The organism is Nocardia uniformis NBRC 13702 (assembly GCF_001613345.1).
Classification (GTDB): Bacteria; Actinomycetota; Actinomycetes; order Mycobacteriales; family Mycobacteriaceae; genus Nocardia; species Nocardia uniformis.
In genome coordinates, this window is the sequence record NZ_BDCE01000017.1 from 96,037 (window position 1) to 121,142 (window position 25,106).

At 66.4% G+C, this 25,106-nt stretch carries 26 protein-coding genes; 5 read left to right on the forward strand and 21 right to left on the reverse strand.

Going from position 1 to position 25,106, the window contains the following annotated elements; translation table 11 throughout:
- Positions 1–184: 184 nt before the first annotated feature.
- From NU1_RS04720 to NU1_RS04730, 3 genes are all read right to left on the reverse strand, one after another.
- The gene (locus NU1_RS04720; protein ID WP_067517742.1) at positions 185–1,333 is read right to left on the reverse strand and encodes a hypothetical protein; all 1,149 of its coding nucleotides are present in this window, start codon (positions 1,331–1,333) and stop codon (positions 185–187) included.
- 166 nt (positions 1,334–1,499) lie between these two features.
- Positions 1,500–2,108: a CHAP domain-containing protein gene (locus NU1_RS04725; RefSeq protein WP_067517744.1), complete on the reverse strand. Its 609-nt coding sequence runs from the start codon at positions 2,106–2,108 to the stop codon at positions 1,500–1,502.
- A gap of 70 nt (positions 2,109–2,178) precedes the next feature.
- Positions 2,179–5,499, reverse strand: coding sequence for an ATP-binding protein (locus NU1_RS04730; protein WP_067517746.1), 3,321 nt, complete (start codon positions 5,497–5,499; stop codon positions 2,179–2,181).
- 155 nt (positions 5,500–5,654) lie between these two features.
- On the opposite strand from NU1_RS04730, the gene NU1_RS04735 reads away from it, so the two are divergent.
- A complete protein-coding gene (locus tag NU1_RS04735) occupies positions 5,655–6,170 on the forward strand; it encodes an MmyB family transcriptional regulator (protein ID WP_169814997.1) in 516 nt (171 codons plus the stop codon).
- Between the two features lie 6 nt (positions 6,171–6,176).
- On the opposite strand, the gene NU1_RS04740 is transcribed toward NU1_RS04735, so the two are convergent.
- From NU1_RS04740 to NU1_RS04755, 4 genes are all read right to left on the reverse strand, one after another.
- Positions 6,177–6,707 carry a hypothetical protein gene (locus NU1_RS04740; protein ID WP_067517750.1) on the reverse strand — a complete coding sequence of 177 codons (531 nt, stop codon included), beginning with the start codon at positions 6,705–6,707 and terminating at the stop codon, positions 6,177–6,179.
- Positions 6,708–6,849: 142 nt separating this feature from the next.
- The gene (locus NU1_RS04745; RefSeq protein ID WP_067517752.1) at positions 6,850–7,539 is read right to left on the reverse strand and encodes a GNAT family N-acetyltransferase; all 690 of its coding nucleotides are present in this window, start codon (positions 7,537–7,539) and stop codon (positions 6,850–6,852) included.
- Positions 7,540–8,052: 513 nt separating this feature from the next.
- Positions 8,053–9,237, reverse strand: coding sequence for a serine hydrolase domain-containing protein (locus tag NU1_RS04750; protein WP_245719946.1), 1,185 nt, complete (start codon positions 9,235–9,237; stop codon positions 8,053–8,055).
- 164 nt (positions 9,238–9,401) lie between these two features.
- Positions 9,402–9,986, reverse strand: a complete 585-nt coding sequence (locus tag NU1_RS04755; RefSeq protein ID WP_067517754.1) for a helix-turn-helix domain-containing protein — start codon at positions 9,984–9,986, stop codon at positions 9,402–9,404.
- A gap of 100 nt (positions 9,987–10,086) precedes the next feature.
- Here NU1_RS04755 and NU1_RS04760 point away from each other — a divergent pair, with 100 nt between their 5' ends.
- Entirely contained in the window at positions 10,087–10,746 is a 660-nt protein-coding gene (locus tag NU1_RS04760; RefSeq protein WP_281221085.1) for an MFS transporter, read from the forward strand.
- 60 nt (positions 10,747–10,806) lie between these two features.
- On the opposite strand, the gene NU1_RS04765 is transcribed toward NU1_RS04760, so the two are convergent.
- Genes NU1_RS04765 through NU1_RS04775 form a run of 3 tightly spaced genes read right to left on the reverse strand, consistent with a single transcriptional unit; the run spans position 10,807 to position 12,511 of the window.
- Positions 10,807–11,229: a MarR family winged helix-turn-helix transcriptional regulator gene (locus tag NU1_RS04765; RefSeq protein WP_067517755.1), complete on the reverse strand. Its 423-nt coding sequence runs from the start codon at positions 11,227–11,229 to the stop codon at positions 10,807–10,809.
- Positions 11,230–11,285: 56 nt separating this feature from the next.
- Positions 11,286–11,858 carry a DUF6790 family protein gene (locus tag NU1_RS04770; RefSeq protein WP_212761328.1) on the reverse strand — a complete coding sequence of 191 codons (573 nt, stop codon included), beginning with the start codon at positions 11,856–11,858 and terminating at the stop codon, positions 11,286–11,288.
- Between the two features lie 38 nt (positions 11,859–11,896).
- Positions 11,897–12,511 carry a TetR-like C-terminal domain-containing protein gene (locus NU1_RS04775; protein ID WP_067517757.1) on the reverse strand — a complete coding sequence of 205 codons (615 nt, stop codon included), beginning with the start codon at positions 12,509–12,511 and terminating at the stop codon, positions 11,897–11,899.
- A gap of 191 nt (positions 12,512–12,702) precedes the next feature.
- On the opposite strand from NU1_RS04775, the gene NU1_RS04780 reads away from it, so the two are divergent.
- Positions 12,703–13,485 carry an alpha/beta fold hydrolase gene (locus NU1_RS04780; protein ID WP_067517759.1) on the forward strand — a complete coding sequence of 261 codons (783 nt, stop codon included), beginning with the start codon at positions 12,703–12,705 and terminating at the stop codon, positions 13,483–13,485.
- A 269-nt stretch (positions 13,486–13,754) separates the two neighbouring features.
- On the opposite strand, the gene NU1_RS04785 is transcribed toward NU1_RS04780, so the two are convergent.
- Positions 13,755–14,348, reverse strand: a complete 594-nt coding sequence (locus tag NU1_RS04785) for an MBL fold metallo-hydrolase (protein ID WP_245719948.1) — start codon at positions 14,346–14,348, stop codon at positions 13,755–13,757.
- A gap of 7 nt (positions 14,349–14,355) precedes the next feature.
- Here NU1_RS04785 and NU1_RS42995 point away from each other — a divergent pair, with 7 nt between their 5' ends.
- Entirely contained in the window at positions 14,356–14,619 is a 264-nt protein-coding gene (locus NU1_RS42995; protein ID WP_245719949.1) for a TetR family transcriptional regulator C-terminal domain-containing protein, read from the forward strand.
- 155 nt (positions 14,620–14,774) lie between these two features.
- Here the strand turns inward: NU1_RS42995 and NU1_RS04795 are convergent, their stop codons facing one another.
- The 10 genes from NU1_RS04795 to NU1_RS04840 form a co-directional block, all read right to left on the reverse strand.
- The gene (locus NU1_RS04795) at positions 14,775–15,188 is read right to left on the reverse strand and encodes a PIN domain-containing protein (RefSeq protein ID WP_067517760.1); all 414 of its coding nucleotides are present in this window, start codon (positions 15,186–15,188) and stop codon (positions 14,775–14,777) included.
- Complete coding sequence (locus NU1_RS04800; RefSeq protein WP_067517809.1) at positions 15,185–15,403, reverse strand: type II toxin-antitoxin system VapB family antitoxin; 219 nt, start codon at positions 15,401–15,403, stop codon at positions 15,185–15,187. The genes NU1_RS04795 and NU1_RS04800 overlap by 4 nt, the downstream gene beginning before the upstream one ends.
- A gap of 102 nt (positions 15,404–15,505) precedes the next feature.
- Positions 15,506–16,585: a redox-regulated ATPase YchF gene (gene ychF, locus NU1_RS04805; RefSeq protein ID WP_067517762.1), complete on the reverse strand. Its 1,080-nt coding sequence runs from the start codon at positions 16,583–16,585 to the stop codon at positions 15,506–15,508.
- 64 nt (positions 16,586–16,649) lie between these two features.
- A complete protein-coding gene (locus tag NU1_RS04810) occupies positions 16,650–17,903 on the reverse strand; it encodes a GDSL-type esterase/lipase family protein (RefSeq protein WP_067517764.1) in 1,254 nt (417 codons plus the stop codon).
- Positions 17,904–18,049: 146 nt separating this feature from the next.
- Positions 18,050–18,466: a PIN domain nuclease gene (locus NU1_RS04815; protein ID WP_067517766.1), complete on the reverse strand. Its 417-nt coding sequence runs from the start codon at positions 18,464–18,466 to the stop codon at positions 18,050–18,052.
- Positions 18,463–18,681, reverse strand: coding sequence for a type II toxin-antitoxin system VapB family antitoxin (locus NU1_RS04820; protein ID WP_067517811.1), 219 nt, complete (start codon positions 18,679–18,681; stop codon positions 18,463–18,465). The genes NU1_RS04815 and NU1_RS04820 overlap by 4 nt, the downstream gene beginning before the upstream one ends.
- Before the next feature lie 108 nt (positions 18,682–18,789).
- Complete coding sequence (locus tag NU1_RS04825) at positions 18,790–19,332, reverse strand: HAD domain-containing protein (RefSeq protein WP_157551986.1); 543 nt, start codon at positions 19,330–19,332, stop codon at positions 18,790–18,792.
- A gap of 34 nt (positions 19,333–19,366) precedes the next feature.
- Positions 19,367–20,179, reverse strand: coding sequence for a carbohydrate ABC transporter permease (locus tag NU1_RS04830; protein ID WP_067517813.1), 813 nt, complete (start codon positions 20,177–20,179; stop codon positions 19,367–19,369).
- A gap of 35 nt (positions 20,180–20,214) precedes the next feature.
- On the reverse strand, positions 20,215–21,111 hold the full coding sequence (locus tag NU1_RS04835) for a carbohydrate ABC transporter permease (protein ID WP_067517815.1): 897 nt from the start codon (positions 21,109–21,111) through the stop codon (positions 20,215–20,217).
- Positions 21,112–21,125: 14 nt separating this feature from the next.
- Positions 21,126–22,421, reverse strand: coding sequence for an ABC transporter substrate-binding protein (locus tag NU1_RS04840; RefSeq protein WP_067517770.1), 1,296 nt, complete (start codon positions 22,419–22,421; stop codon positions 21,126–21,128).
- A gap of 339 nt (positions 22,422–22,760) precedes the next feature.
- Between NU1_RS04840 and NU1_RS04845 the strand changes: the two genes are divergently transcribed.
- Positions 22,761–25,094, forward strand: coding sequence for a carbon starvation CstA family protein (locus NU1_RS04845; protein WP_067517772.1), 2,334 nt, complete (start codon positions 22,761–22,763; stop codon positions 25,092–25,094).
- The last annotated feature ends 12 nt before the right edge of the window (positions 25,095–25,106 follow it).

A 25,106-nucleotide genomic window follows, 5' to 3' on the forward strand; every position in this document is an offset into this window, starting at 1 on the left:
TTCACCACATTCACATTGGAATCGCCAGGCTCATGGAGCACACGTGCCTCACGAGTCCCAGGGTGGGCGCAGTGGATCTAACGGACGTGCGGATCTACCGTACGGCGCACAGCGGGCCATTCCCCGCAGGCACGGCGGGGCGGTCAGACGTAGTGGCGTTTTGAACAGGTGTCGGACGGTGCCGTCAGGCACCGATGCTGTTCAGGCGGGCGGCCACATCGATGGTGCGGCGCGAGGTGTCGGCGACCTCGCCGCGAACCACGGCGGCGACCTGGGCCGCCACCTGCTCATTGATCTTGGCGAGCTTGCCCAGGGTGCGGGCCCGCCAGCCCTCGGCGATCACCTCCAGCTCGATATCCTCGACCGAAGGCGCCGCGGTATCGATGACGATCAGCAGCGGGTCGGCGGCGCGGGCGATCAGTTCGAGCGGCACCAGCACCTCGGCCCGGTACCTATTGGCCTTCAGTACATCGACGGTGATATCGAGACTCACCGGAATAGCCAGGTCGAAAGCCACCAAATCGGCTGTGCCAAAAGCCATTTCGGCCGTCTCGCCATTGCGCTCGGACACTCGCGGCACCCGGATACTGCCCTGCACCGTTACCTCGGCAGCGTTGCCCGGTCCGGTGCGCAGCGGTCCCACCTCGATGGGTTGGCCCGCCATGGATTCCACAACTTCCCGCACCCGATCGGCGGTCACGATGCGCTCGAAGAATCTGTGGCCGAATTCGTCGTAGCCGATCCACTCGAATTCCGTCTGCACGCGATGTCGCGACTGCCTGCCATCGATGATGGCCTCGACATCGAAAATCCGCCCGCTCCGCGAATCCGGGTCGGCGAGTATGACATTGAGCCGATTCGCGACCTCGCGCTGCACCATCCGGGCAATCGGATCGATGAGCAGTTCGAAGGCGTTGCCGATGGCCTGCGCACGCATGACGAAGCTGACGTCGCGACCGGTCACCGGTGGAATATCGATGACTATGAGTAGCGGTGCCGCGGTGCGCGCGTGCAGATCCAGATCGATTTCGACGAGCGCCTCCAGGCGCAGGCGCTGCCCGCCGAGCGTGATATCGACTCGCAAACTCACCGGCACCATGACTTCGAAGTGCACATGCGGCCCGCGGCGGGTGATACGGGGTTTGCCGACACTGCCCTTGGCTATGAAGCGCGCGAGTCCGGCCGGGCCGACCGAGAACGGTCCAATGGTCATCCCTCGACCCGCCATCCCGGAGACCGCCGCCTCGATCCGAGATTCGGTGACCGCCGCCTCGACGAATCGTTCGCCGAATTCGGCGTACTCGATCCAGGTCGGTTGGTCCGGTAAGGGCATCCAGCTGCTTTCGTTGGGCGGGGACCCCTGTCCTGCCGATGAGGGGGCAGCAGGACAGGGATCAGTCGGCGATGCTGCCGGGCACCGCCGCGCTCCATGGTAGGACGTAATTCCGCCGTTACCTAGGGCACACACGCATGATTTCCAGCATATGGAATGTCATTTTTCACAGTCGGCCATAGCCGACCAGGCCGAATACCTCGGCGGGCCGAAATCGGTGGATGGTGATGCGCCCGAACTCATTACCGCCCACGGTGGTGATGGCGTCGCCATCGGCGGCCACGACGATATTGGTGTGCTGATTGAAGGCGCTGGCGTCGCTGTAGAGCACCACATCGCCGGTCTTGGCCAGGTATCCGGGTGCTTCGAATCGATTGTTCCCCTGGTAGTACTCGGTCAGCGTGTACACCCCGGGAATCCGCCACGATCCCGAGTTCGGATTGGCCAGCGGCTGCCCGGCTTCGCGCATTACCCAGCTCACGAAATCAGCACACCACGGCTCATCGACGCCCTCGGCGTACACGGTGCCGTCATTCTGCTGCGCGAATTCGGTGCGCAGCACCTCGACAATTCGGATCTGGGTGTCGTCGAGCCCGGACCGGTCGACCGTGGGGAAACTGGTGAGCCGCTCCCCCGCCAGCGCGGGCGGGGAATCCTGCTGCCACCAGAGCACACCGACCACCCCGAGTATCGCGACCGTGGCCAGCACGGCAAATGCCGCCAACCAGCGGGAACCGCCGCTGCGCCGGGTCGGCGCCAACTCCTGTGTACTCATGCCACTCCCTGCCCCCGGCCGACTGTCGGCCGCACTGATATTGGACGAGTATCGCCCGTATTCGGTTCCCTTATCGTCCGGGCGGGATCGAGCGTGAACGGTCAGCGCGTATTCGGGCAACATCGCGGCGCAGCCGCTGCGTCAATTCCTCGGCGGCGGCCCGGTGTGCGGCGGCTCGGTCGATATCGCCGAATGCGGCCGCGAGTTCGCCGAGGATCGCGTCCATCGGGCCCAGGTAGGCGGCGCCGGATTCGAGTCCGGCGACCGTGCCCGCATTGGGTAGCAATTCGTCGTACAGCTCCCGCGCGGTGGCGGTATCGGAGAGCAGAACCGCGATCCGGGCCTGGATCACCATGAAGGTGGCCCGGAACGGCGGACCGGCCGGTGGCGCTGTCGCCAGGACACGGTGCGCGTGCTCGAACTCGCCGGACTGCAGGAGCGCGAGCGCGTATCCGTGCGCGAACAGGTCGGGTGCGAGCGCCACGCGCTCCTCGAGGGCGCTGGTGAGGGCTGTGAAGTCACCGCCCCGCGCCCAGGCCAGGGCTATCAGCAGCCCGATATGCAGGGCCTGTGCATCGCGGGTGACATCGACGACCGCGGGTGGTCCGGCCCCGAGCACGCCGTCGCGCCGCCAGTTTTCCAGCATCCGTTCGGCGGATTCGGGGTCCCCGCGCAACAATTCGAGCAGGAACTCGAAGGGTTCGAGGGCGTCGAGCAAATGGCGCAGCTGGCCGTCGGTGGCGTATTCGCCTGCGCACCTGGCATGTTCGGCGGCCGCCGCGAGGTCCGCATCAGCGAGGGTGGCGCGAAAGAGCAGATAGTGTGCCAGCGCCTGAAACTCGGTGAACTCGGCTGCGGCGGCCACCCGAAGTAGTTGGGCGGCCATGCTTTTCAGATGATGGGCTCGCAGGAATCCACCGCCGGTGAAGGTGACGAATGCCTGCGCGTTGATCGCGGTACACAGCAGTTCCGGATCGTCGAGCGGTGCGGCGAGCGCGGCGGCTTCATCGGCCGCGGCACGGGCGGCGGCCGGATCGGTCAGTGCGAAATCGAAAGCGGTGCTGACCAGCACTGGGATTCGGGTGCGCACCGGCAGATCCGGATCCATCCGCGCACTGCGCAGCGGTTCCCGAATGCGGGGGTCGGGGGTGTGCCAATCACGCACCGACCAGATCAGCGGGGTGGGCCAGCAGGTCGCGGCCTGCGCCAGCAGTTCGATACCGCCGAGCTCCTCGGCGAGGTCGAGGGCCTGCTCGCGGACCGCACGGGCGGCGGGGTGCTGCCCGTCGTAGGCCAGTGCGGTGACCAGGGCGCAACGCGCCCGCAGCACGGCTGTGCGGTCGGCGCGTGCGGCCGCGGGACCGTCGTGACCGCACAGTTCATGCAGAACCAGTACCGAGCGCCAGCGTCGCACCGCATCGGCCCGCATCCGACGCTCATCGCAGCGGCGGGCGGCGGCGCGTACGAATTCGATGGCACAACCGGCGTTTTCGGCGGTGGCACCGAGAGCCGCGTGGTGGGCCAGCACCTCGAGGTCTCGACCCCGGGGTGCGGTACCGTTCGGCTCACACCGCTCGGCGCAGAGCAATTCGAATGCCGCCCAATGCATTCGGGAACGTCGCAGTACCGGGATGCCGTAGTACACGGTCTCCCGCACCAGCGCGTGGTCGAAGGTAATGCGGCCGGTGCGCTCGGTGCGCAGCAATCGCGCCTGTTCGGCGGTGGCCACCAGGTCGATGACGGTATCCGGCGCGAGTTCGGAAGCGGCGGTGAGGGTGCGCACATCGCTGTCCTCACCCCAGACCGACATCTGTTCGAGCAGATCGAGCACCGCAGCGGGTAGCTGGGCGATGCGGCGACCGAGCAGATCGCGCACCCCGTCCGGTACGGCATCGGTAATACCCTGGCTGACAAAGAGTTTCGCCAACTCCCGGACAAACAGCGGGTTACCGCCGGTGCGGCGGCGCAGCAGTTCCACGGTGTGATCGTCGGGCTCGACGAGTCCGGCGGCGGCCGCGGCCCGGCGGGTGCCGATCAGGTCGAGGCCGTCGAGTTCGATGCGGTCGGCGGTGAAAAGCGCCAGCGCGGCGGCGGTATCGCGAACGCTCGGTCCGGCCTCGGTGCCGCGCACGGTGGCGATAATGAGGACGGGCCGATCACGCAGCCAGTTCACCACCTGCCGTAGGACCTGCAGGGTCGCGGTATCCGCGCCGTGCATATCCTCGAGCACAATGGCCACCGGTCCGGCGGCGGCGCGGCAGTGCCGCACCACTCGCCGAGCGAGTGTGAAAGCGTCGGCGGCGGTGGAGGTTTCCGGATCAGCCTCATTGAGTTCGGTGAGTACCTCGGCCCACGCCCACGCCGGGGGCGCGTCCTCCACCTCGGGACAGCGCCCGAAAACGGTGGTCCAGGATCGTCCGGACAGCCCGGCGGTGACGGCGGTGGCGAGGGTCGTCTTGCCCGCACCCGCCTCACCCGAGAGCCACACCAGGCGCACCCGGCCGATGGCCGCCGCCTCCGCGGCGGCCAGGACGGCGGCACGCTGCCGGTTGTATCCGCTGTCCGCCGCGGGATCCGATACCCGGATCTCGATGGGGGCGGTCGGTGCGTCGGACCCCACCGAGTGGGTGAGGATGGACGTTTCCAGGTCGTTCAGGGCCGGTCCCGGATCCACACCGAATTCCACATTCAGGAATTCCCGGCAGCGCCGCACCGTGGTGAGCGCGTCCAGGGACTGGCCGAGCCGGTACTGGGCCAGTGCCAGTAGTCGCGCGCATTCCTCGCGCCCCGGGTGCTCCTCGAAGATGGGTCGCAGACCGAGCACCACCTCGGCGGGGCGGCTCATCTCCAGGGACGCCTGGGCGCGCAGTTCCAGGGCGGTCAGGCGCAGCGCGGTGAGGCGAGCGGCTTCCTGCGCCGCCCAGGGCATTCCGGGGAAGGATTCGAAGGCGCCGCCGTGCCAGCAGGCCAGGGCGGCATCGAGGACCTCGCACTGTTCGAGCGGGTCGGGACGTCGGGCCGGATCGCGCATGGCGGCCTCGTGTCCGCGCAGCAGCTGTTCGAACTGCCAGGAATCGACCTGGGCGGGTTCGAGATTCAGTGCGTACCCGTGGGATTCGGAGACGATGATGCGGGCGGGAGCGCGGCGCGGGCGATCCGGTTCGAAGACGCGGCGCAGGTTGTGGATATAGACCTGGAGCGCGGCAACGGCTTTGGTGGGCGGGTCGCCGTTCCACAGATCGTCGATGAGGCGGTCGGTGGGCACCACCCGGCCACCGGCCGCGACCAGCCTGCCCAGTACCGCGCACTGCATCGGCGCACCCGGAGGCACCCGTTCCCCGTCGATGGTGATGTGCAGTGAGCCCAGCACTCCGATCCCTGTGACCGCCATACCCGCGCAGCGACCCCCGAACCCACACTGACTCACGCCAAACCGAACTAGTTGAACGATCAATATGACAGAAATTCTGCGACAAGTCTCATCGGTGTGATCTGACTTAACCGAACACGAAGAGATCACGAAGAGTGATGCAGCACACTGCACGGGTGTCTGAGCCCGGGTTGTGCTTCTCTTCGTCGATATTGCCGGTCGCCGAGCAATTGCGGCCGGCCGATCTCGCGGTACTGCACGCATTTCCGTACCCAGCCGGTTTCCGCACCGCCGGGACCTGCGATGTGATCGCCGCCAATGCGGCGTCCGTGGCGATGTTCCCGGGTCTGGAGGCCGGGTCGAATCTGCTCACCTGGATGATGCTGGATCCGATGGCCCGCTGCGTCCTGGTCGACTGGGAGGACGAGGCGCGGCTGCTGGTGCAGCAGTTCCGACAGCTGGCGCGGGTGTCGGACTCGCACCGGGCGGCGGAGATTCTCACCCTGTGCCGTCGCGCGACGGACTGGGATCGACTCTGGGACAGCGAGCTCACCGATACCGAGGCGGCGCAGCGGATAATGGTGGTACGGGAGCCGGATACCGGGCACGAAAGAGCCATGTACGCGCAGACATTCAGCTTCGAGGCACCACCGCGCCCGTGGCGGTTGTACACGCTGGTACCGGTGGACTGACCGGATTCAGGCCTGGGCGGCGGGACTTTCGAACCAGCCGTCGACCGGATCCGCGTAACCGTGATAGACGAGCGGTATCCGCCGGTCCACCTCGAAGTGCCGGTACACCGCCAGCATGGCCCGCCGGACGGCGTGGTCGTGGAAATCGTCGATGCGCCGGGGTCCGAGTCGATGCTCAGGCAGCATTTCCAGTCGGGTCAGTTCATTGGGATCGGCGGTATCGAGGCCCAGGGGTGTCGTATCGGCAATGAAGTGGTCCCGCAGGATGGCGTGCACCCGGGCGGCATCCGGTACGCCGGAGGCGTAGGCCAGGAAGCGGGTTCCGATGGCCCGGCGGCCCGGAGCCTCGTTCTCCAGCCACTCCAGGAGGGTCGTGGCGGGCCGGTGGACCGCTCGGCCGTACAGCGGGTCCTGCTCCAGCAGATGTAGCATGCTGGCGCCGGGCACCCGGGGTTCGGGAACGAGGAACAGGCTCACGATGGGTACGCCGGAAAGGCCATCGGCCAGACAGATTTTCGTATTCATGGGGTCGGGCATCCGCTTCTCCTTCGAGAATGGCCCGGATATGTCAGCTGCTATTCGATCGCGCGCCGCCCGCCGAGTCGGTGCTGTGCGCACCGAATGCTCGGCGGACGACCGAAGCACACCAGCGAATTATAGTCGAGCCGACAAGCCCCGATCAGGCGTCGATCAGTCCCCGGGCCTTGGCCGGACGGCGGCTGAGTTGGCGGGTCAGCTGCCCCTCGATGGTCGCGCTCACCGTGGGCCACTCCTCGTCCAGGATCGAGTAGAACGCGGTACTGCGCACCTGCCCGTCCAATCCGCGTGAATGTGCCCGCCGCACCCCGTCGCTGGTCGCGCCGAGGCGCTCGATGGCAATACGTGAGCGGATATTCCGGGTATCGGCGCGCATGGTGATACGCCGTACCCGCCACGCCTCGAAGGCATGCGCGAGCAGCAACTGCTTGGACTCCAGATTGATCCCCGCCCCGCGCGCCTCGCGCGCGAGCCACGTATTGCCGATTTCGGCCGCATCCGGCGTCGCCATCAGCGGATCCCCCGGCGGCAGCCCCGGTACGACCGGCCACACCACCGGACCCTGCCAGTAGTCGAACCGACTGAACCGGGTCGACCCCAGCACCCGCCCACTCGCGGCCGCGATGACCGCGAATGCCAGCGAGGTGCCCGCGGCATGTCCGGCCACGGCGTGGGCGATGTACTCGATGGCCTCATCCACCCCGTGCGGCACCGGGGTGAACGCATAATCGTCGCGATGTCCCGCTGCCGCCTCCGCCAACCCCGGAGCGTGGTGCGGTGCAATAGGTTCCAGCCGCACGAAGCGACCGGCAAGAGTCACGGGTACAGGCACGGTTCCCTCGATCTTTCGAAGCGGTCGGGGGTCGCGTCAGGGAGTGCCGCACCGGCCACGCGCTCCGGATAAGGACGAACCAGCCCTGGCGCGCCAGTAGCAGCATGAACAAGCGAGATGAACCATAAACCAACACCGGCACACAGCACCGCAGGCTGAGTACGAATTTTCCCGGCCCGCCAGGCGTGTTGCGCCTGGCGTTTCGTGACGCGCCGCAGGTGGTCCGGGCAACCCCGCTCAGCCGGTGCGTGCTTGCCCGGTGCGCGGACGACGAATACGTGAGTTAGTCGACATTCGTCCTGCTGCACAGCCCACTGGCCGGGCCAGCAGCATACGTCCAACTCAGCGACGCGTACCGCGCATACGCCGAGGCGGCCCGCAGCCTGGTCATCCCGGTCATCGAGCAGCCGGGCCGTCGTCCCGCGACGCTCACTTCCCCGAACATCGTTGCCACCGCATTGATTACCGCCGCGCGCCACGCGGATGGGTACTGATCGCGGCCGCGCGACCTGCTCAGGTCGTGGCGCAGAGCGCGGCGTCGACGACCCTCATCACGTCGGCCATCCCTTCCGATGCCTCGGGGATCTGATTGACGCTCACGGTGACCGAGCGGCCGTCGCTGGTGACACCGCCGCGGGTTTCGAATCCGTCGATATCGCCGCCGTGGCCCCAGCTGCCCTTGCCGCAGGATAGCTCGCGGTATATGAGACCGAGGCCGTAACCGATCCGTGGTCCCGGAACCTCCAAGGGAATACTGTGTTTCATTTCCGTCAATTGCTCCGGCGGCAGCAGTTCGCCGTCCAGGAGTGCGGTGAAGAAGCGGTTGAGGTCCGCGCCGGTTCCCACCATCGCTCCCGCCGCACCGGCCCACGATACGTTCTGGCTCGTGTAGTCGATCAGTGTGCCGTCGATCTTGCTGTAGCCCACGGGATGTGGGCCGCGGATATCGGTTTCGTCGGGGTCGGGATAGTAGGTGTCGCGCAGGCCGAGCGGTTCGAGAATGCGGTGGGCGATCTCCGCGCCGATCGAGGCTCCGGTGAGCTGCTCGATCACCATCGCGGCGAGGGCGTAGTTGGTGTTGGAGTACGCCCACTGCGCTCCGGGTTCGAAATCGGCGGGCGCGGTCAGCGCCGTGCGCACCACCTCGGCCATATCCGTGGCTACCCAACGCATCTGATGGGAATCGAGCTGGCCCGGCTTTGGTGCGACCCCGGATTCCTCCGCCGCGTATTCGGGTATGCCGCTGGTGTGCTGCAACAGATTTCGAATCGTAATCCGATTCCCGTCAATCCCCGGCCCGTGTACCACCCCCGGTAGATACCGCTCCACCGGCGCATCCAATTCCACCTTGCCCTCGGCCACCAGCTGCAACATGACCGTCGCCACGAAAGTCTTGGTATTGCTGCCGATCCGCACTCGGGCGTCATCGGGGAAGGGCGTGCCGTGTTCGAGGTTGCCCGCCCCGGCGCTGGCGGTCCAGTCCCGGCCGTTCTCGGTGACCACGACCTGCGCACCGGGCAGCTGATACCCCTCGACCAGCCACTCCAGGGCGGTGATTACCTCTGCCCGTCCGGCATCGATCGGGCCCGGCTCGGCCCGATCGGATGCCGTGGGACCACCAGCCGTCGCCATGACGGCCACTACCGCCCCGGCCACCAACGCGGTGGCCAATGATCGCTGACTTACTTTGGCGCGCAATGCGATTCCTCTCAGTAGCGGACTCGATCACGCTACGAGAAGCTCGGGTATCTCCCCCAGGTGGCGAGCCCCCCTCTTTGCGGTCGTGCAGGCACTACCGGCGACCGTCCGGACCGGCGCGTCGGCGGTTGAATCCGCCCGATGAGCGGTCGACCACTGCGCTCTCAGCGCCGAGGTGCGCGGGCACGGACGTGGATGCGTTCGCCGTGTTTTCCGAAGAGGCTGAGGACTTCGACACTGCCGCGTCCGGCGGCACCGAACCAGTGCGGGATCTGGCAGTCGAATTCGGCGGCCTCGCCGACACCCATGACGAAGTCCTGGTCACCGAGTCTGACTCGCAGTTGCCCCCGCAGGACGTACAGCCATTCGTAGCCGTCGTGGGTCCGCAGGAAGGGCTCTTCGTCGTGCGCGGGGATGGTCATCTTGTATGCGCGCGGGTCACCCTGATGGCGCGACAGCGGGATCAGCACCCGACCACCCTTCGTGGTGGGCTGCTGCGGTACGCGCGGGTCCACGATTCTCGGCGCGACGACGATCTCCTCGAGTGGGACTCCGAGCGCCACGGTGACCGGCAGGAGGAGTTCGAGACTGGGTTTGCGCTGGCCCGATTCCAGGCGGGACAGGGTGCTCGTCGACATGCCCGTAATCCGGGACAGGTCCGCCAGGCTGAAACCCTTCCGCTCGCGGGCCCGTCGCAGGCGCGGAGCGATCTGCTCGATCACGGCACCGACGCTCGGCTGATCATCCATGGGTGCAGTCAACCAATCCGTCCCGAAGCTCGTGGGCGGAGGTGATCCGATATGAACCAAACAACGGATACAGCAACGGAATCGACGCACCGGGCGGCACGTGGAAAGGTGCGGGAGGGCAGCCTGCCCGCGGGGGTACCTGCTGGGATTCAGCCTGTTCGCGATGGGGAGCGCGGAGTTCCTGCTGGCCGGTGCACTCCCCGAGGTTGCCACCGACCTCGAGGTGACGCTCTCCTCGGCCGGAATCCTCATTACCGCGTTCGCGCTCGGCGTCGTCTGCGGCGGGCCGCCCTTCGCGGTCCTCAGTCTGCGTTGGCCGCGCCGCGCCGCGCTGGTGGCGACCCAGGCGGTATTCGCCGCCAGCATCGCCGTCGGACTCGTCGGCGACTACGAGGTGCTGCTGATCTCCCGGGTGGTTTCCGGCGTCGCCTACGCGGGCTTCTTCGCTATCGCGTCGGTGACCGCGATCAGCCTGGTCACCCCGGACCGCAAAGCCCGCGCGGCCGGGGTGGTGGTGAGCGGTCTCAGTGTGGCGATGGTCGCGGGCGGACCCGCGGGTACCCTGCTGAGCCACTTCACCGGGTGGCGCGGCGGATTCTGGGCTGTCGTGGCGCTGACACTCACCGGGATGGTCGCCTGCGTAATCGGAATCCCCACTGCCGCAACGGCAACCACGCCGGGCACGGGGACGGGCGTAGCGCGCGAGCTTGCCACGATGCGCAGGCCCATGCGATCTGCCAGCATGTTTCGCCGGGAGTGAGGATTTGCCGCTCGTCGCTCATGCGTAGTCAGTCCTCTCGTCCGGCCGGACACCCGGCGATTAGGGGGATCGCTCGAGGAGTTCGGCCAGCGCGGCGGTATCGCGCAGGTAGCGTTCGTACGGGAAGTCGGCCGCGAGCAGGGCGTCGCGTAGCTCGTCGGCGAGCGGTTTCCCGGTGGCATGGAATGCGTTTCGGCCCGCTTCGGTGGTGCTGACCAGTCGACGTCGCTTGTGTTCAGGGTCGATGTGGACCTGCACGAGTCCGGCGTCTTCCAGCGGGCGTAGCGCCCGGCTGATCGCCGGGTCGGATACCGCCAGCGCTTGCGCCAGCCCATGCTGGGTGACCGGCTCGATGTCTTCCAGCGTGCCCAGCAGCCGTATCTGGCTGTAACTCAGCCCGCTGGAGTTGTCCACCCGCCGCCGTGTCGCCTCGCCGAGCAGGAACACCACGCGATGCAGCAGATCCCCGAGTCCATCGTCCACTCGTCGAGCATACTCAAGTCTTACCTGGTTAAGACTACTGCGGCGGCCCGCCGTGTTCATACCCGCCCGCGCCCCGCTGCGTTCGACATGGCGCCCACACCACCGGCCAACGGGGCCGTGACCACGGGCGGCTCAGTGGTGGACAGTCGCTGCGCGCGGCGGGCGAGGATGATCATGACCGCGGGGAAGAGCAGGTCGCAGACCAGGACCCCGCCGGTGTTCCCGGGAGCATGGTCGCCGTTGGCGAACCACTGGTAGATATGGCCGATCAGCGCGCCCCACAGGAACATTCCGGCGCCGAGGCCGATGGTGATGCGCTCGCGAGCGGTGGCCGAGACGGCACGAAAACCCATGACGGCGAGCCCGAGGTTGGCGAAAGCGATCTCGAACTGGAACGGGGTCCCAGCGAAGCCGATCGCGGTGGCCATTACATCCGGGACCGTGAGGAAAGCGATCGTCATCCACAGACTTCCACAGCCGAGGGCGACAACGGCCCACCACCGCTGCCAGGTTTCCAGCGCGGCCTGGCGGGAGGGACTGCGTCGCGTACGGATCAGTGCTCCGACTACCGCTATCAGCGGCCAGATCAAAGGAAAAGCGGACTGTGCGAGGTAGGAAGTTGTGCTCATACCTCGAGTCTTGCATGGTTAATATTAACCATGCAAGACTAATTTCCGCCGTCGACTGGTCGACGCCGCAGACCTGGCGACCAGTCCGCCAGCAGCAGCGTCACGAGGTTGCGCGCACATTCGGGGGCGAGGGGTTCGTTGGTGAAGACGGCCCGGTAGTAGAGGGGGGCGAGCACGGCGTCGGTAGTACGTTCCAGACTCGGAGGCCGACCACCCCGGACCCGCTCCCGTTCGAGGATGGCTTCGAGTTGCCGCTGATGTTCCCCACGGCATGCCGCGACACCGTGCCCTCCACCGATACCGACGGTGGCGCGCACCAGAGTGAGAGTGTCCGGGTCGGCGAGGTCCTTGGCGAGGTCACAGGCATAGCGCACCAGGTCCCCACGGAGTGTTCCGGTATCCGGCACCACGATATCGCCGGAGAAGCGACTGGTCGCGACGTCGGCGAGCAGCTCGCCGACATCACCCCAGCGACGGTAGACGGTGGTGGCATGGACGCCCGCACGGGCGGCCACGACCGGGATTGTCGGTAGCTCACCGGTCTCGTCGGTGAGCAGGTCCTGGACGGCCCGATGGACGGCCGCACGAACTCGAGCGGACCGGCCGCCGGGTCGGCTGCCGACATGGGGCGAGGGGGACGTCGCGGCAGACACCCGCCCATTATTGCATTGATCGCTGCTTTTTTAATGCAGCGACAAATGCGTTTATGCTACCTTCGGGTCGTTAACGCAACGATCACTGCGAGAATGCCTGCCTGAACCGGCATGGCCTCTCGGAATGCGGACCAAGGAGGACCCCCGTGACGACTGCAGGCAGGACCAGGAAAACCCGCGAGGTCCATCGAATGGACCACACCACGATCCGATACACGGTCAGCGGTCCGCAACAGGGACCGACACTGGTCCTCATCCACGGCTGGGCGTGCGATCGCGGCGACTTCGATGCGGTGACCGACCAGCTGCCCGAGAACTACCGCGTCCTCGCCGTCGACCTCGCCGAGCACGGCGAGTCTCGGTCGGCGCGGGAGATCTGGACCATGGCGGAGTTCGCCCGCGACGTGGCCGCGGCACTGGAAGCCGAGTCGGTGAACACGGCGGTGGTAGCCGGGCACTCCCTCGGAGGGGCGGTCGCCGTCGAGGTCGGCCGCCTACTCCCCGACCTGGTCACACATGTGGTCGCACTCGACGCGCTGCACTACCTGTCCGTGTTCCCGGCAATGAGCGAAGAACAGGCCGAGGCGACAGCGGACATCTTCCGTGCGGACTTCGCCGCCGGGGTGCGAGGGCTCGTCGAGGGGGGTACGCCGGCCGGGACCGACCCCGCTCTCGCCGACAAGTATTTCCAAAAGATGGTCGCGGTGCGCCAGCCCGCCGGTCTGCGCGCCATCGAGGGTCTGATCCGCTGGGACATGGACGCCGCGCTGCGTGCGACAAAGCAGCCGATCACCGTATTCGCGATACGTGACCTGGTGACGCAGGAGGCGATCGACCGCTATCGGGACCTCCTCGACATCAGGCTCATCGACCTGGGCAGCCACCACTTCCCGGTCGAGTCCCCCGCGGGTACGGCGAAGCTCCTCGACGGTATCCGGACGTGGCCATCCGGTCATCGCGATCGACGCCACTGACTTGCCCGCTTCGCGAGAAAGGGCGCCGGGATCCAACTGCAGGCCGCAGGCCGGAAGGGATCCCACCGGCTGCCCTGGGTCCGCGCCGGCCAGAATGATTCCGTGCGCGTGGCCGACGACGGTTGGCACGGAATTTCCGGTCATGCGGCGAGGTCCAGCCATTCCCCGACGGCCAGCACGTGCGCGCGCCGACCGACGTGCGCACGGAACTCATGCTCCGGGTCGGAGACCTCGACATAGCCCGCGATCTTGTCCGGCTGCTCCGCCTCCTAGTGCATCGGCACCGCATACCGGGCGTCGAGGATCTCCGCGGCCGCGGCGGCCTGCCTCGGATCCATCGCGGCGGGCAGCGGGCTCGGCGGCCGCAGATGCGGCGCGTCGACCACCGCGCCGTTGGCGGGCAGGAACACCGCGTCGAACGGGCTGAACCGGCGCGCGATGAGCCACCAGTACCCGTGGAACATCGTGTCGCCGCCATGGAAGACCCGCTGCCCCTCGGCCTGCACCACCCAGTTCAGCTGCGGGTCACCCAGCCCGTCGACGGCGGGGACCGCGGTGACGCGGAACGGCCCGACCTCGTGGGTGGACCAGGCCGCCACGACCTCGACGGCCAGCCGGTGCAGCACCAGCTCGCGCTCGGCCTGCAGCGTCGTCGCATTGTCCACGTCGTCGCCGTAACCGGGCGCCGGTCGCAGCACCGGCGCCCCCGGAGTCAGGGTCTCCGCGAGCGCGGACGCGTCGGTGTGGTCCCGGTGCAGGTGGGTGACCAGTGCGGCATCGACCTTCGCGCTCGGCACCGCCAGCCCCTCGCCACGCTTCCACCCCGTGAACAGCGGCGAGAGGTCCCGCACGTAGTCGATCACCAGTCGCTTGCCGCCTGCCTCGAGCTCCAGTCCGGCCCAGCCCAGTCGCGCGGTCGCCGAGGTGTGGTCGCGCTGGCGAGAACAGTTGCGGGCGGACCTGACAACGGCGGCGCAGAACTGCGAACTACCCGCCGAGTTCGACATCGATCAGGCACTGTTCGAGATTGTCGCCGCCGGGCTGGCACTGAACGCGGCCATGCAACTCCAGCACGACCGGGCGGCCGCGGGCCGGGCCCGCCGCGCGATCGAACGAGCACTGGACCAGTCCTGACCGCACAGCGGACCGAGGCGATCGCGCAGGCCCCCAACCGATTTCGCCGGTAATTCCGCCGCCGAGCTCCACCCGGATCACCGGATGGAGCTCGGGTATCGCGCGAAAGTTATACGTTGAAGCGGAATTCGACCGCGTTCCGGCACCAAGCAACGTCATGGCGAAGGTGCGATGTACTCGCACTGCAGGTCGGACACCCTCGCGATGTGCTCGAAGTCGTGGTCGGCGGCAAGCACCGTCGCATCGTTCACGATGGCGTAGCCGGCGATGAGGATGTCGAGCGAGCCGGCCGCACGGACGAACCCCGCATTCCACAGTGCTGCCTGGATATCGAGCACTAGCGATTCGTCGGGCGCGTGTTCGAGCGGGAATCCGAGGGAGATCTGTTCTCGGTAGTGCGCGTACTCATCGGGCGTCCGGGCGCTGTGGCAGAACTCGAGCACCTGCGGCGGGCAGGTGACGAATAGGTCGGCCGGCGCTCGCTCGATGCGCCGCAGCCGCGCACCGATGCCCGCGTCTCCAGTGGCCAGCCTTGCCCAGACCGAATTGTCGACCAGGTAGTCGGTCACGCAGACTCGGACTCGCTCGGAGGGACCACCGGCGCGCCGAGCTCGCTCTCGAGGTCGGTCAGCCCTGCGATGCCATCAATCATCGCGCCCTTCTGCTTCGAGGCGATGAGCCTGCGCAACGCAAGGTCGAGAACGGCTCGATTCGATCGCTCGCCCGTCAGCGCCCTGGCGCGCTCGATCAGCCGCGGATCCAGGTCGACGCTGGTAATTGCCATCATTTCCCCCTTACCCTGACTATATATCTGATTATATAACCAAGGGCGTCGGAAAACCACCCACCCGCGCTGGGGACTTCTACTCGCGGACGAACCGCTCTATCAGACGTTGAACCGGAATTCGACTACGTCGCCGTCCACCATGACGTAGTCCTTACCCTCCATACGAACCTTGCCCGCGGCCTTGGCGGCAGCCATGGAGCCTGCGGCTACCAGGTCCTCGAAGGCGACGATTTCGGCCTTGATGAAGCCGCGTTCGAAGTCGGTGTGGATGACGCCTGCGGCCTTGGGGGCGGTGTCGCCCTGGTGGATGGTCCAGGCGCGGGATTCCTTGGGACCGGCGGTGAGGTAGGTCTGCAGGCCGAGGGTGTGGAAACCGGCGCGGGCCAGGGCGTGCAGGCCGGGCTCGGTCTGGCCGATGGATTCGAGGAGTTCGGCGGCGGATTCGTCGTCGAGTTCGATGAGTTCGGATTCGACCTTGGCGTCCAGGAAGACGGCGTCGGCGGGGGCGACGGCGGCGGTCAGTTCGGCCTTCTTGGCCTCGTCGGTGAGTACCGATTCGTCGGCATTGAAGACGTAGAGGAAGGGCTTGATGGTGAGCAGCGAAAGTTCCTTCAGCAGCTCGACATCCAGCTCTTTCTGGGCGGCGAACAGGGTGCGGCCGCTGTCGAGGATCGCCTGCGCCTGCTTGGCGGCGTCGGCGACCGGCTTGCGATCCTTCTTGACCCGGGCTTCCTTTTCGAGGCGGACGATCGCCTTCTCCAGGGTCTGCATATCGGCCAGGATGAGCTCGGTTTCGATGACCTCGATATCGGCCAGCGGGTCGACCTTGCCGTCGACGTGGATCACGTCGTCATCGGCGAAGACCCGAACCACCTGACAGATGGCGTCGGCCTCACGGATATTGGCGAGGAATTTATTGCCCAGGCCCGCACCCTCGGAGGCGCCCTTCACAATGCCCGCGATATCGACGAACGATACGACCGCGGGGAGTTGCCGCTCGGAGCCGAAGATCCCGGCGAGTACCGCCAACCTCGGATCGGGCAGCGGCACGACGCCGGTATTCGGCTCGATGGTGGCGAACGGGTAGTTCGCCGCGAGCACGTCATTGCGGGTCAGCGCATTGAACAGCGTCGACTTTCCGACGTTGGGCAGGCCGACGATTCCGAGGGTGAGACTCACGAGAAGAAGACTTTACCTGCGTACTTCCGGCCGAACGGCCCCGGGCTGTGCGGATCGGCGGCGGTCAGTCGAGTACCGCGGCCACGGCCGCCGCCATGGCCGCGTGCCCGGCATCGTTCGGGTGCAGATGGTCACCGCTGTCGAAGCCGGGCGCGAGCCGGTCCCGGTCGGCGGGATCGGCGAGCGCAGCAGCCAGATCCGCCACGGCGTCGTACTCCCCGGAGGTGCGGATCCAGTCGTTGACGGCCTTGCGGACGCCGTCGCGTTCGGCGAAGCGGACCCGGTCACCGTTGTCGAAACCGGAACCACCGACGGGCGGGATGGTCGCGCCGATCACCCGCAGCCCCGCGGCCCGCGCCTGCCCGATGAGGGACCGATAACCCGCGATCAGTTCCCCGGCGGACACACCGTGCGGTGGACCGCCCAACGCCATATTTTCGCCCTGGAGCCAGATGCCGTTCCAAATATCGTTGATGCCCTCCTGGATCACCACGGTGCCGAGGCCCGGCTGGTCGAGGACATCGCGGCGGAATCGGGTCAGCGCGCTATCGCCCAACCACTGCGAATCGACGGTCACGCAGTTGCCATTGATGCCGAGGTTGAGCACCGCGCGCGGCCGTCCTTGCGCGGCAAGCTGTTCGGCGAGCTCGTCCGGGAAGGTGCTGTTCCCGTTCGGCGTGGAGCCGACGCCCTCGGTGAAGGAGTCACCGAACACCGCCACCGCCGACCGGCGCGGCAGCCAGTTCATGGTCTCCACAGCGGCCAGGTAGTACATGGATGAGGAGGTCACGTCGTAGACATCGCCCGCGGTATCGGACCGGTGGTCGTCCCACGCCAGGTACGAGGTGCGGTGCGACTGGTCGTGATAGGTCGCCGGGCCGGTGGGATCGGCGAAGTACAGCGTCATTGTCAGCGCCTCCAGAGGTACGACCGGCAGTACGACAAGATCGGTGACGGCCTCGGTGCCCGCCGCGATACGGAACGCGGTTTCACCCTCGATTGTCAACGGCCGCAGGGTGTCCGGATGCACCGCCGCGCCACCCGCACTGCGCGCGATGGTCGCTCCGCTTACCTGCAGCGGCTGTGTCCCGAACGTGTTCGACAGCCGCACCCGCAGTACCGATCCCTCGCCGCTGACCCGAACCACCTGGCGCACCGACTGATTCTCGAATCCGACCGTCGACCAGTTGAAGCCGTCGCCGGGCCGCTGCGTCGCAGTGGCCCACACGGCCTGCCATCCGGGTGTCGGGACCGGCGTGGCGGCACCGGCCGTCGCGAAGACGAGTAGCGCCCCGAAGAGTGCTGCGATAGAACGCACGGCGGGAGGTCCCCTTCATCGGCCCCGTCCTGCCTGGGCCGCACCAGCAAGACCAACTCCTGGCCCGTACCTCAAAGCTACCGGCGAGTAGCCGGATTCTCGCGATGACTCAGGCCCTCGGGTCGCGCCCCAGGTATCCGAGCAGCTCAAGCGCGGATATCTCCCACGAAGGCGACCGGCTGAGCGGTAATACGGCTGACCGTGGCGAAATCCCGGTCATCGCACAGGATCGTCAGACGATGATGCTCGGCCGTGGCGGCGATGAGTAGGTCGACCGCTCCGGCCGAACGATGGGTTCCGCTCTCGGTCATCAGCTGCTGCACCTCGTCGGCGCGTTCGATACCGCGCTCGTACATCGGCACCCGGGTGAACAGTTCTCGCAGCAAATGGCGCTTCTCGAGTCGATCGGCGAGTGAACGAGCGGAGTACAGGAATTCGAGTTCGACGAGCGGGCAGGTGGCGATTACGCCAGCCGTCAGCTGGTCCATCCAGGCCTGCCGCAGCTTGTCCTGCAGGATTCGGAAAAGTCCGGAAGTGTCGATGAGATAGAGGGCGGACGTCACTTTCGATACGCCGCCTTATTGTCGACGAACTCGTCGAAGTCGCCCTCGTCGGCCATCTCGCCGAGCCGACCGAGAGCCCGTATCCGGACTAGTCGCTGACCGACTTCACGGAGCGCGGCATTGACAGTGTCCTTTTTGGTCTTGGTCCCGAGCACCTCCGCCGCGATGGCGAGAGCCTCTTCATCGATCTCGATGGGGGTCTTCGATCCGGCCACGAGCCACCTCCGGTGGATATCCAAGGAATCTAACTCAGATATCCAGGGTACATGGGATTGAACGCCGAGGCCAGATGATGCCCGACCGGCTCGATGCGTCCGCCCCGATCAGGCCGACCGCACCCCCAGGAGAAAGTCTCGGGCCGCCTCGATGTGCTCCGGTTCCAATCCGGTGGTCGGGTCGACCGGGATGATGTGGGTGGGGGCGACGGTCTCGGTGCGTTCGAGGGCCCAGTCCTCGTCGTCGGGCTGGAAGTCGTCGTCGAACCAGCACAGTGGGCGCTGTCCGGCCCATTCGACTACGGCGGGGATCTTGCCGATATGGCCGTCGCGATGTTGTACACCCGAGCGGAAGGGGATGACCTCCAGTGGCGGTAGGCCCAGTACCGGTCCGATGAGGCGGTCGGCCTCGTACTCCCAGGAGGTCGCCCACACCAATTCCGCTTCGGTGTCCATCGCCAGCTTGCGCAGCCACACCCCGTGTTCCGGATTCAGCCACACCTTCACCGTGCTCGACGGCACTCCGGGAGGAACCTTGGGCCACAACAGATGTGGGCTGTATCCGGGCGGCCGTGCCCGCTCTCGATGTTGAAAGGGATTCAACGGCCCATCCACGTCCAAGAGAATCGCCGCCCGCATCGTGTCGGTCACACCGACTCACCTCCCGACACCAAACCTATCCCGCTCAGCGGCCGCCCATGCCGGACATCGCGATACCGCGAACGAAAGCCCGTTGGGCCACGGCATAAATGGCGATCAGGGGCAGCAGGATCAGCATGGCGGCGGCCATCAGAATGGGCCAGCGGGTGTGGTACTGACCTTGTAGCCGAACGAGACCGAGGGTGGCGGTGGCGTAGTCATTGCGCTGGATCATGATCAGCGGCCAGAGGAAATCGTTCCAGACGGTGATCCAGGTGAGGACGGCCAGGACCATGAGCGCGGGGCGGGTGTGCGGGAGCAGGACACGCCAGTAGATCTGCCAGGGCGTGCAGCCGTCGAGAATGGCGGCTTCCTCCAGTTCCATTGGGAGCGTGGCGAAGAACTGGCGCATGAGATACGTGCCGAAGGCGCTGCCGAACAAACCCGGAACGATCATCGACCACGGGGTGTCGACCCAGCCGACCGCGCGCATGAGGATGAACTGCGGAATAACGGTGACGGTGAGCGGGACCATCAGGGTCGTCAGATAGCAGAGAAACAGGACCTCCCGGCCGGGGAATCGCAGGCGAGCGAAGGCATATCCGGCGAGCGAGCAGAAGAAGACCTGACCGGCGGTGACACAGGCCGCGTAGACGACGGTATTGAGGAGCATGCGCCCCAGGGGGATGAGATCGAAAACCGCTGTGTAATTGGACCATTGCGGATGGGCGGGCAGCGGATTCGGATCGGTGACAGCTCCGTCGGATTTCAGCGACGCCGACAGAGCCCACAGAATGGGCGTCAACGCGCACCAGGCGACACCGACCAGGGCCAGGTAGATGAGCACTCCGCTCACCATCCGCCGCCGAATATTGCCGCGCACCCGCCGCCCGGTCACAGCTCCACCTCCGCGCGCCGGGCAAGTCGCAGCTGTATCAGTGTGAGCACCAACAGGATTGCGAAGATCACCCAGGCCAGCGCGGCGGCGTAACCGATCTCGTAGAAGCGGAAGGCGTTCTGGAACAGCATGATTCCGAGGACATAGGTGCCCGTCTCGGGACCACCACTACCGCCGGTCAGCGCGTACGCCTGATCGAATGCCTGCACGGTATTGATCACGGTGATGACGAAGACGAAGGACAGCGCACCGCGAATCAGGGGCAGGGTGATCGAACAGAACCGGCGCACCGGACCCGCGCCATCGATTCGGGCTGCCTCATAGAGGTTTTCGGGTACGCCCTGCATGGCGGCCAGCAGGATGACAATGGCGAACGGGACGCTCTTCCACACGGTCACAATGCTCAGCGACAGCAGCGCCCAATCCGGATCGGTCAGCCACGGCACCGGCCCGAGCCCCACCCAACCGAGCAGCAGATTCGCCAACCCGTCCTCGGTGGCGAAGAGGAACCGGAACACCACCGCCATGGCGACGGTGGAGGCCACCAGCGGCAGGAACGCTATGGTGCGAAATACCCCGATCCCCGCCAACTTCCGATTGAGCAGCCCGGCCACCGCCAGGCTGATCACCACGGTCGGCAGCAGGGTGAGCACGGTGAACACCGCCGTATTCCGCAAGGCTATATAGAACAGCGGATCGGCGCCGAAGAGCCGCCGGTAGTTCCCCAGCCCGATAAACCGCGGCGGCGAGAACAGATCCCACGAGTGGAAACTCAGATACAGCGAAAAACCCAATGGGAACAGCAGAAACACCGCCACCGCCGCCACATTCGGCGCGACGAACGCCACCCCGGACCGAGCCCGCCGCCGCGCCAGCGCAGCGCCCTGTGTCATAGCAGCGCCCGGTGTCATACCGAGGCCCGCAGCAGCTCATCGATATCGGCGGCGGTCCGGCCACCGAGCGAATCGGCGTTCGCGGCCCCGCGCAGCACCCGGTTGCATCCGCGCTCGAGCAGGGATTCGACCTTCCCCCAGACCGGCGTCACGGCGAGGTGGCGAGAATGCGCCGGACCGTCGGTGAACACCTCGAGGTTGCCGATGCCGGGGTGGGCGGCGGCGAACCCCTCGGAGTGCATAGCGGATTTCAGCACCGGTACGAACAACCCGGAGCGGGCGATAATCTCCTGCCCCACCGGCCCGGTCGCGAATTTCACGAACTCCCAGGCCTGTTCGCGACGCGGGCTCCCGGCGGCAATGGCCAGTCCGGTGGTGCCCACATCGGTAATGGCGTCGGGCCCACCGTGCGGCCCGACCGGCAGCACGGTGACATCGAAGTCCAGCCCGTCACGCCCGGCGAATTCGGAGTACAGCCAGTGCCCGCCCATGAGCATGCCCGCCTTGCCACGCGCGAAAAGGTCGGGGGCGGAGATGGACTGCTGATCGGCGGCGCGCGGCGCGACCCGATGCCGCACGGCCAGATCGGCATAGAACCGCAGGCCCTCCGCGAAGCGCGGGTCACCGATATTGGTGCGCGTCGGCGCGATGGGCGGGCTGAACCATTCGGCACCATTGTTCATTCCGAAGACGGCCGCCGAATAGTAGGGCACCCAGGCGTCCACGAACCCCCACTGCCGTACCCGTCCATCGTCGCCAGCACGCGTCAAAGCCTGGGCGGCGGTGAGGAACTCGCTGAAACTCCAGGCCTCGGACCACCGGGCGGGCGGGTGCACCCCGGCCTCGGCGAGCAGCTTCCGATTGTAGTAGAGGAAGACCCCGGACCACTGCTCCGGGAGCGCGTACTGCCCACCGCGCCAAATGAATGTATCCCGCAGCGGCGCATACCCATCGGCTGATAGCTCAGCCGCATAACCGCGATCGCGGCCGAGGAACTCCCCCAGGTCCGTCAGTACCCCGCGCTCGGCCAGTCCGGCGTACAACAACTCCCACGCCATCAGCACATCCGGACACTTCCCGCCCGCACAGTAGGTGAGCATCTGCTGTAGCGGATCCGGCCCGGACATAATGGTGCGGATCTTGATATCCGGTCGCCGCCTGCGGAATTCGTCGATGATGAGCAGCCGCGTGCGCGCCTCTTCGGGGCGGGCCTGGAAGAAGAAGGTGACCGCGTCGTCCGCGCTCCCACCACAGCCCGCAGACAGGAGCGGTAGCGCGAGCGCGGAACGGAGTACGGTGCGCCGGGGCACAGCGGTGTCCGGGTAGCGCCCCTCGACTACGTCGCTCAGTATCGGCTCCTACCGTTGGTCGCAGATTTCGGACCGTTCGTCGATAACGAGTGACACAGATCGCACTCGGCATGGCAGCATACGGTCGGCAAACACCACATGCGAGTGAACACGCGCACTCGTGGTGGGCCACGCCAGACCGCGAAACTCCGGTCGGTGAACGCAGCGGCTTCCGGGCCACCCCTACCCGGAATGACACGTAGGTGAACGACTTGGCCGAGTCGTATTCATTGCCGTGTCTGTTTCGCTACGTTGTCCTTTCAGTTCGACGCAGCTGTACCGCACGGGAGAGTTTGTCGCATGGCGACCATCGAATACCTCCGGACGGATCCCGACCTACCCCCGGTAGGCGTTGTGAACCGTTCGCCCATGACCCCCGCGAAAAAGGGGATCTTCGTCGCCATCGCCGTATTCGGCGCGATCGCCTGGAGCATTCTCGCGTTCATGCGCGGCGAGAACGTCAATGCCGTGTGGATCGTGGTCGCCGCGGTGTGCACCTACGTCCTGGCATACCAGTTCTACGCCCGGCTGATCCAATGGAAGATCACCAAGCCGCGCGACGATGTCGCCACTCCGGCCGAGGCCATGGAGAACGGCACGGACTACATGCCCATGGATCGGCGGGTGCTGTTCGGTCACCACTTCGCCGCCATCGCCGGCGCGGGTCCGCTGGTCGGTCCGGTGCTGGCCGCGCAGATGGGATATCTGCCGGGCACGATCTGGATCATTGTCGGCGTGGTGTTCGCGGGCGCGGTACAGGACTACCTGGTGCTGTGGGCCTCGACCAAGCGACGCGGCCGCTCCCTCGGACAGATGGCGCGTGACGAGCTGGGCCCGGTCGGCGGTGTCGCCGCCATTGTGGCCGTCCTGGTCATCATGATGATCCTGCTCGCGGTACTCGGCATTGTGGTGGTGAACGCGCTGGCCGCCAAGCCCGACGCCACGACCGGTGTACTGATCGGTGGCAGCCCGTGGGGCGTGTACTCCATCGCCCTGACCATTCCGATCGCCCTGTTCATGGGTATCTATCTGCGCTTCATTCGGCCCGGCAAGGTCGGCGAGGTGTCGATCATCGGTTTCGCGCTCTTGATGTTCGCCATTGTCTCCGGTAGCTGGGTGTCCGAATCCGGTTGGGGCCGTGACATGTTCACGCTGTCCGGCACCACCATCGCGTGGCTGCTCATCGGCTACGGCTTCCTGGCCTCGGTCCTGCCGGTGTGGTTGTTGCTCGCCCCGCGCGATTACCTGTCGACCTTCATGAAGATCGGCACCATCGTGCTGCTGGCGGTGGGCATCCTGATCACCATGCCGGTCTTGCAGGCTCCGGCGGTCTCACAGTTCGCGTTCAACAGCGACGGCCCCGCCTTCGCGGGCAGCCTGTTCCCGTTCCTGTTCATCACCATCGCGTGTGGTGCGCTGTCGGGTTTCCACGCCCTGGTGTCCTCCGGCACCACTCCGAAGCTGCTCGAGAAGCAGTCGCAGGCCCGCATGATCGGTTACGGCGGCATGCTCATGGAGTCGTTCGTGGCGGTCATGGCCATTGCCACGGCCAGCATCATCGACCAGCACCTGTACTTCGCCATGAATGCCAGCGGCGCGCTCACCGGCAATACCGCCGAGGGTGCCGCCGCCTATGTGAACGGGCTCGGCCTGAAGGGCGAGGACATCACGGCCGCCCAATTGGACCAGGCCGCCGCCGATATCGGTGAGCGGAGCGTTGTCTCCCTGACCGGTGGCGCGCCCACCCTCGCGGTCGGCATATCGGAGGTGCTGCACCAGTTCCTGGGCGGCGCGAGTATGAAGGCGTTCTGGTACCACTTCGCGATCATGTTCGAGGCGCTGTTCATCCTGACCACCATTGACGCCGGTACCCGCGTGGCGCGCTTCATGGTGTCGGATTCGCTCGGCAATCTGGGCGGCCCGTTCGCCAAGTTCAAGGACGCGTCGTGGCGGCCCGGCGCCTGGCTGTGCTCGGCCATCGTCGTGATGGCCTGGGGTTCGGTCCTGCTGATGGGCGTCACCGATCCGCTCGGCGGCATCTACACGCTGTATCCGCTGTTCGGTATCTCCAACCAGCTGCTGGCCGCTGTCGCATTGACCGTGGTGCTGGTGATCGTGGTGAAGAAGGGCCTGCTCAAATGGGCCTGGATTCCAGGCATTCCGCTGTTCTGGGATCTCATCGTGACCATGACCGCCTCCTGGCAGAAGATCTTCTCCGCCGACCCGAAGATCGGGTACTGGAAGGCACACAGCAATGCCGTCGCCAAGCAGGACGCCTACCTGGCGGCCAAGGACGCCGGAACGCTGCCGACCGGTGTGACCGATACGGCCGCGCTCGATAAGCAGCTCGCGGATCTGGAGAAGATCGTTCGCAATACCTTCATCCAGGGCACGCTGTCCATTGTGTTCGCGGTGCTGGTGCTGGTTGTCGCGATCGTCGGCGCCATGGTGTGTGTGCGGGCCATCCGCAAGGGCGGTAGCGAGACCACCGAATCACCGGAGGAGCCGTCGAAGATCTTCGGACCCACCAGCTTCCTCGCCACCAAGGAGGAGAAGGAAGTGCAGAAGGAATGGGATGAGCTGATCGCCTCCGGAAAGGTGCGTGCACCCGGCTCGAAGGTGACAGTGCACTAGTGAGCGATTCCA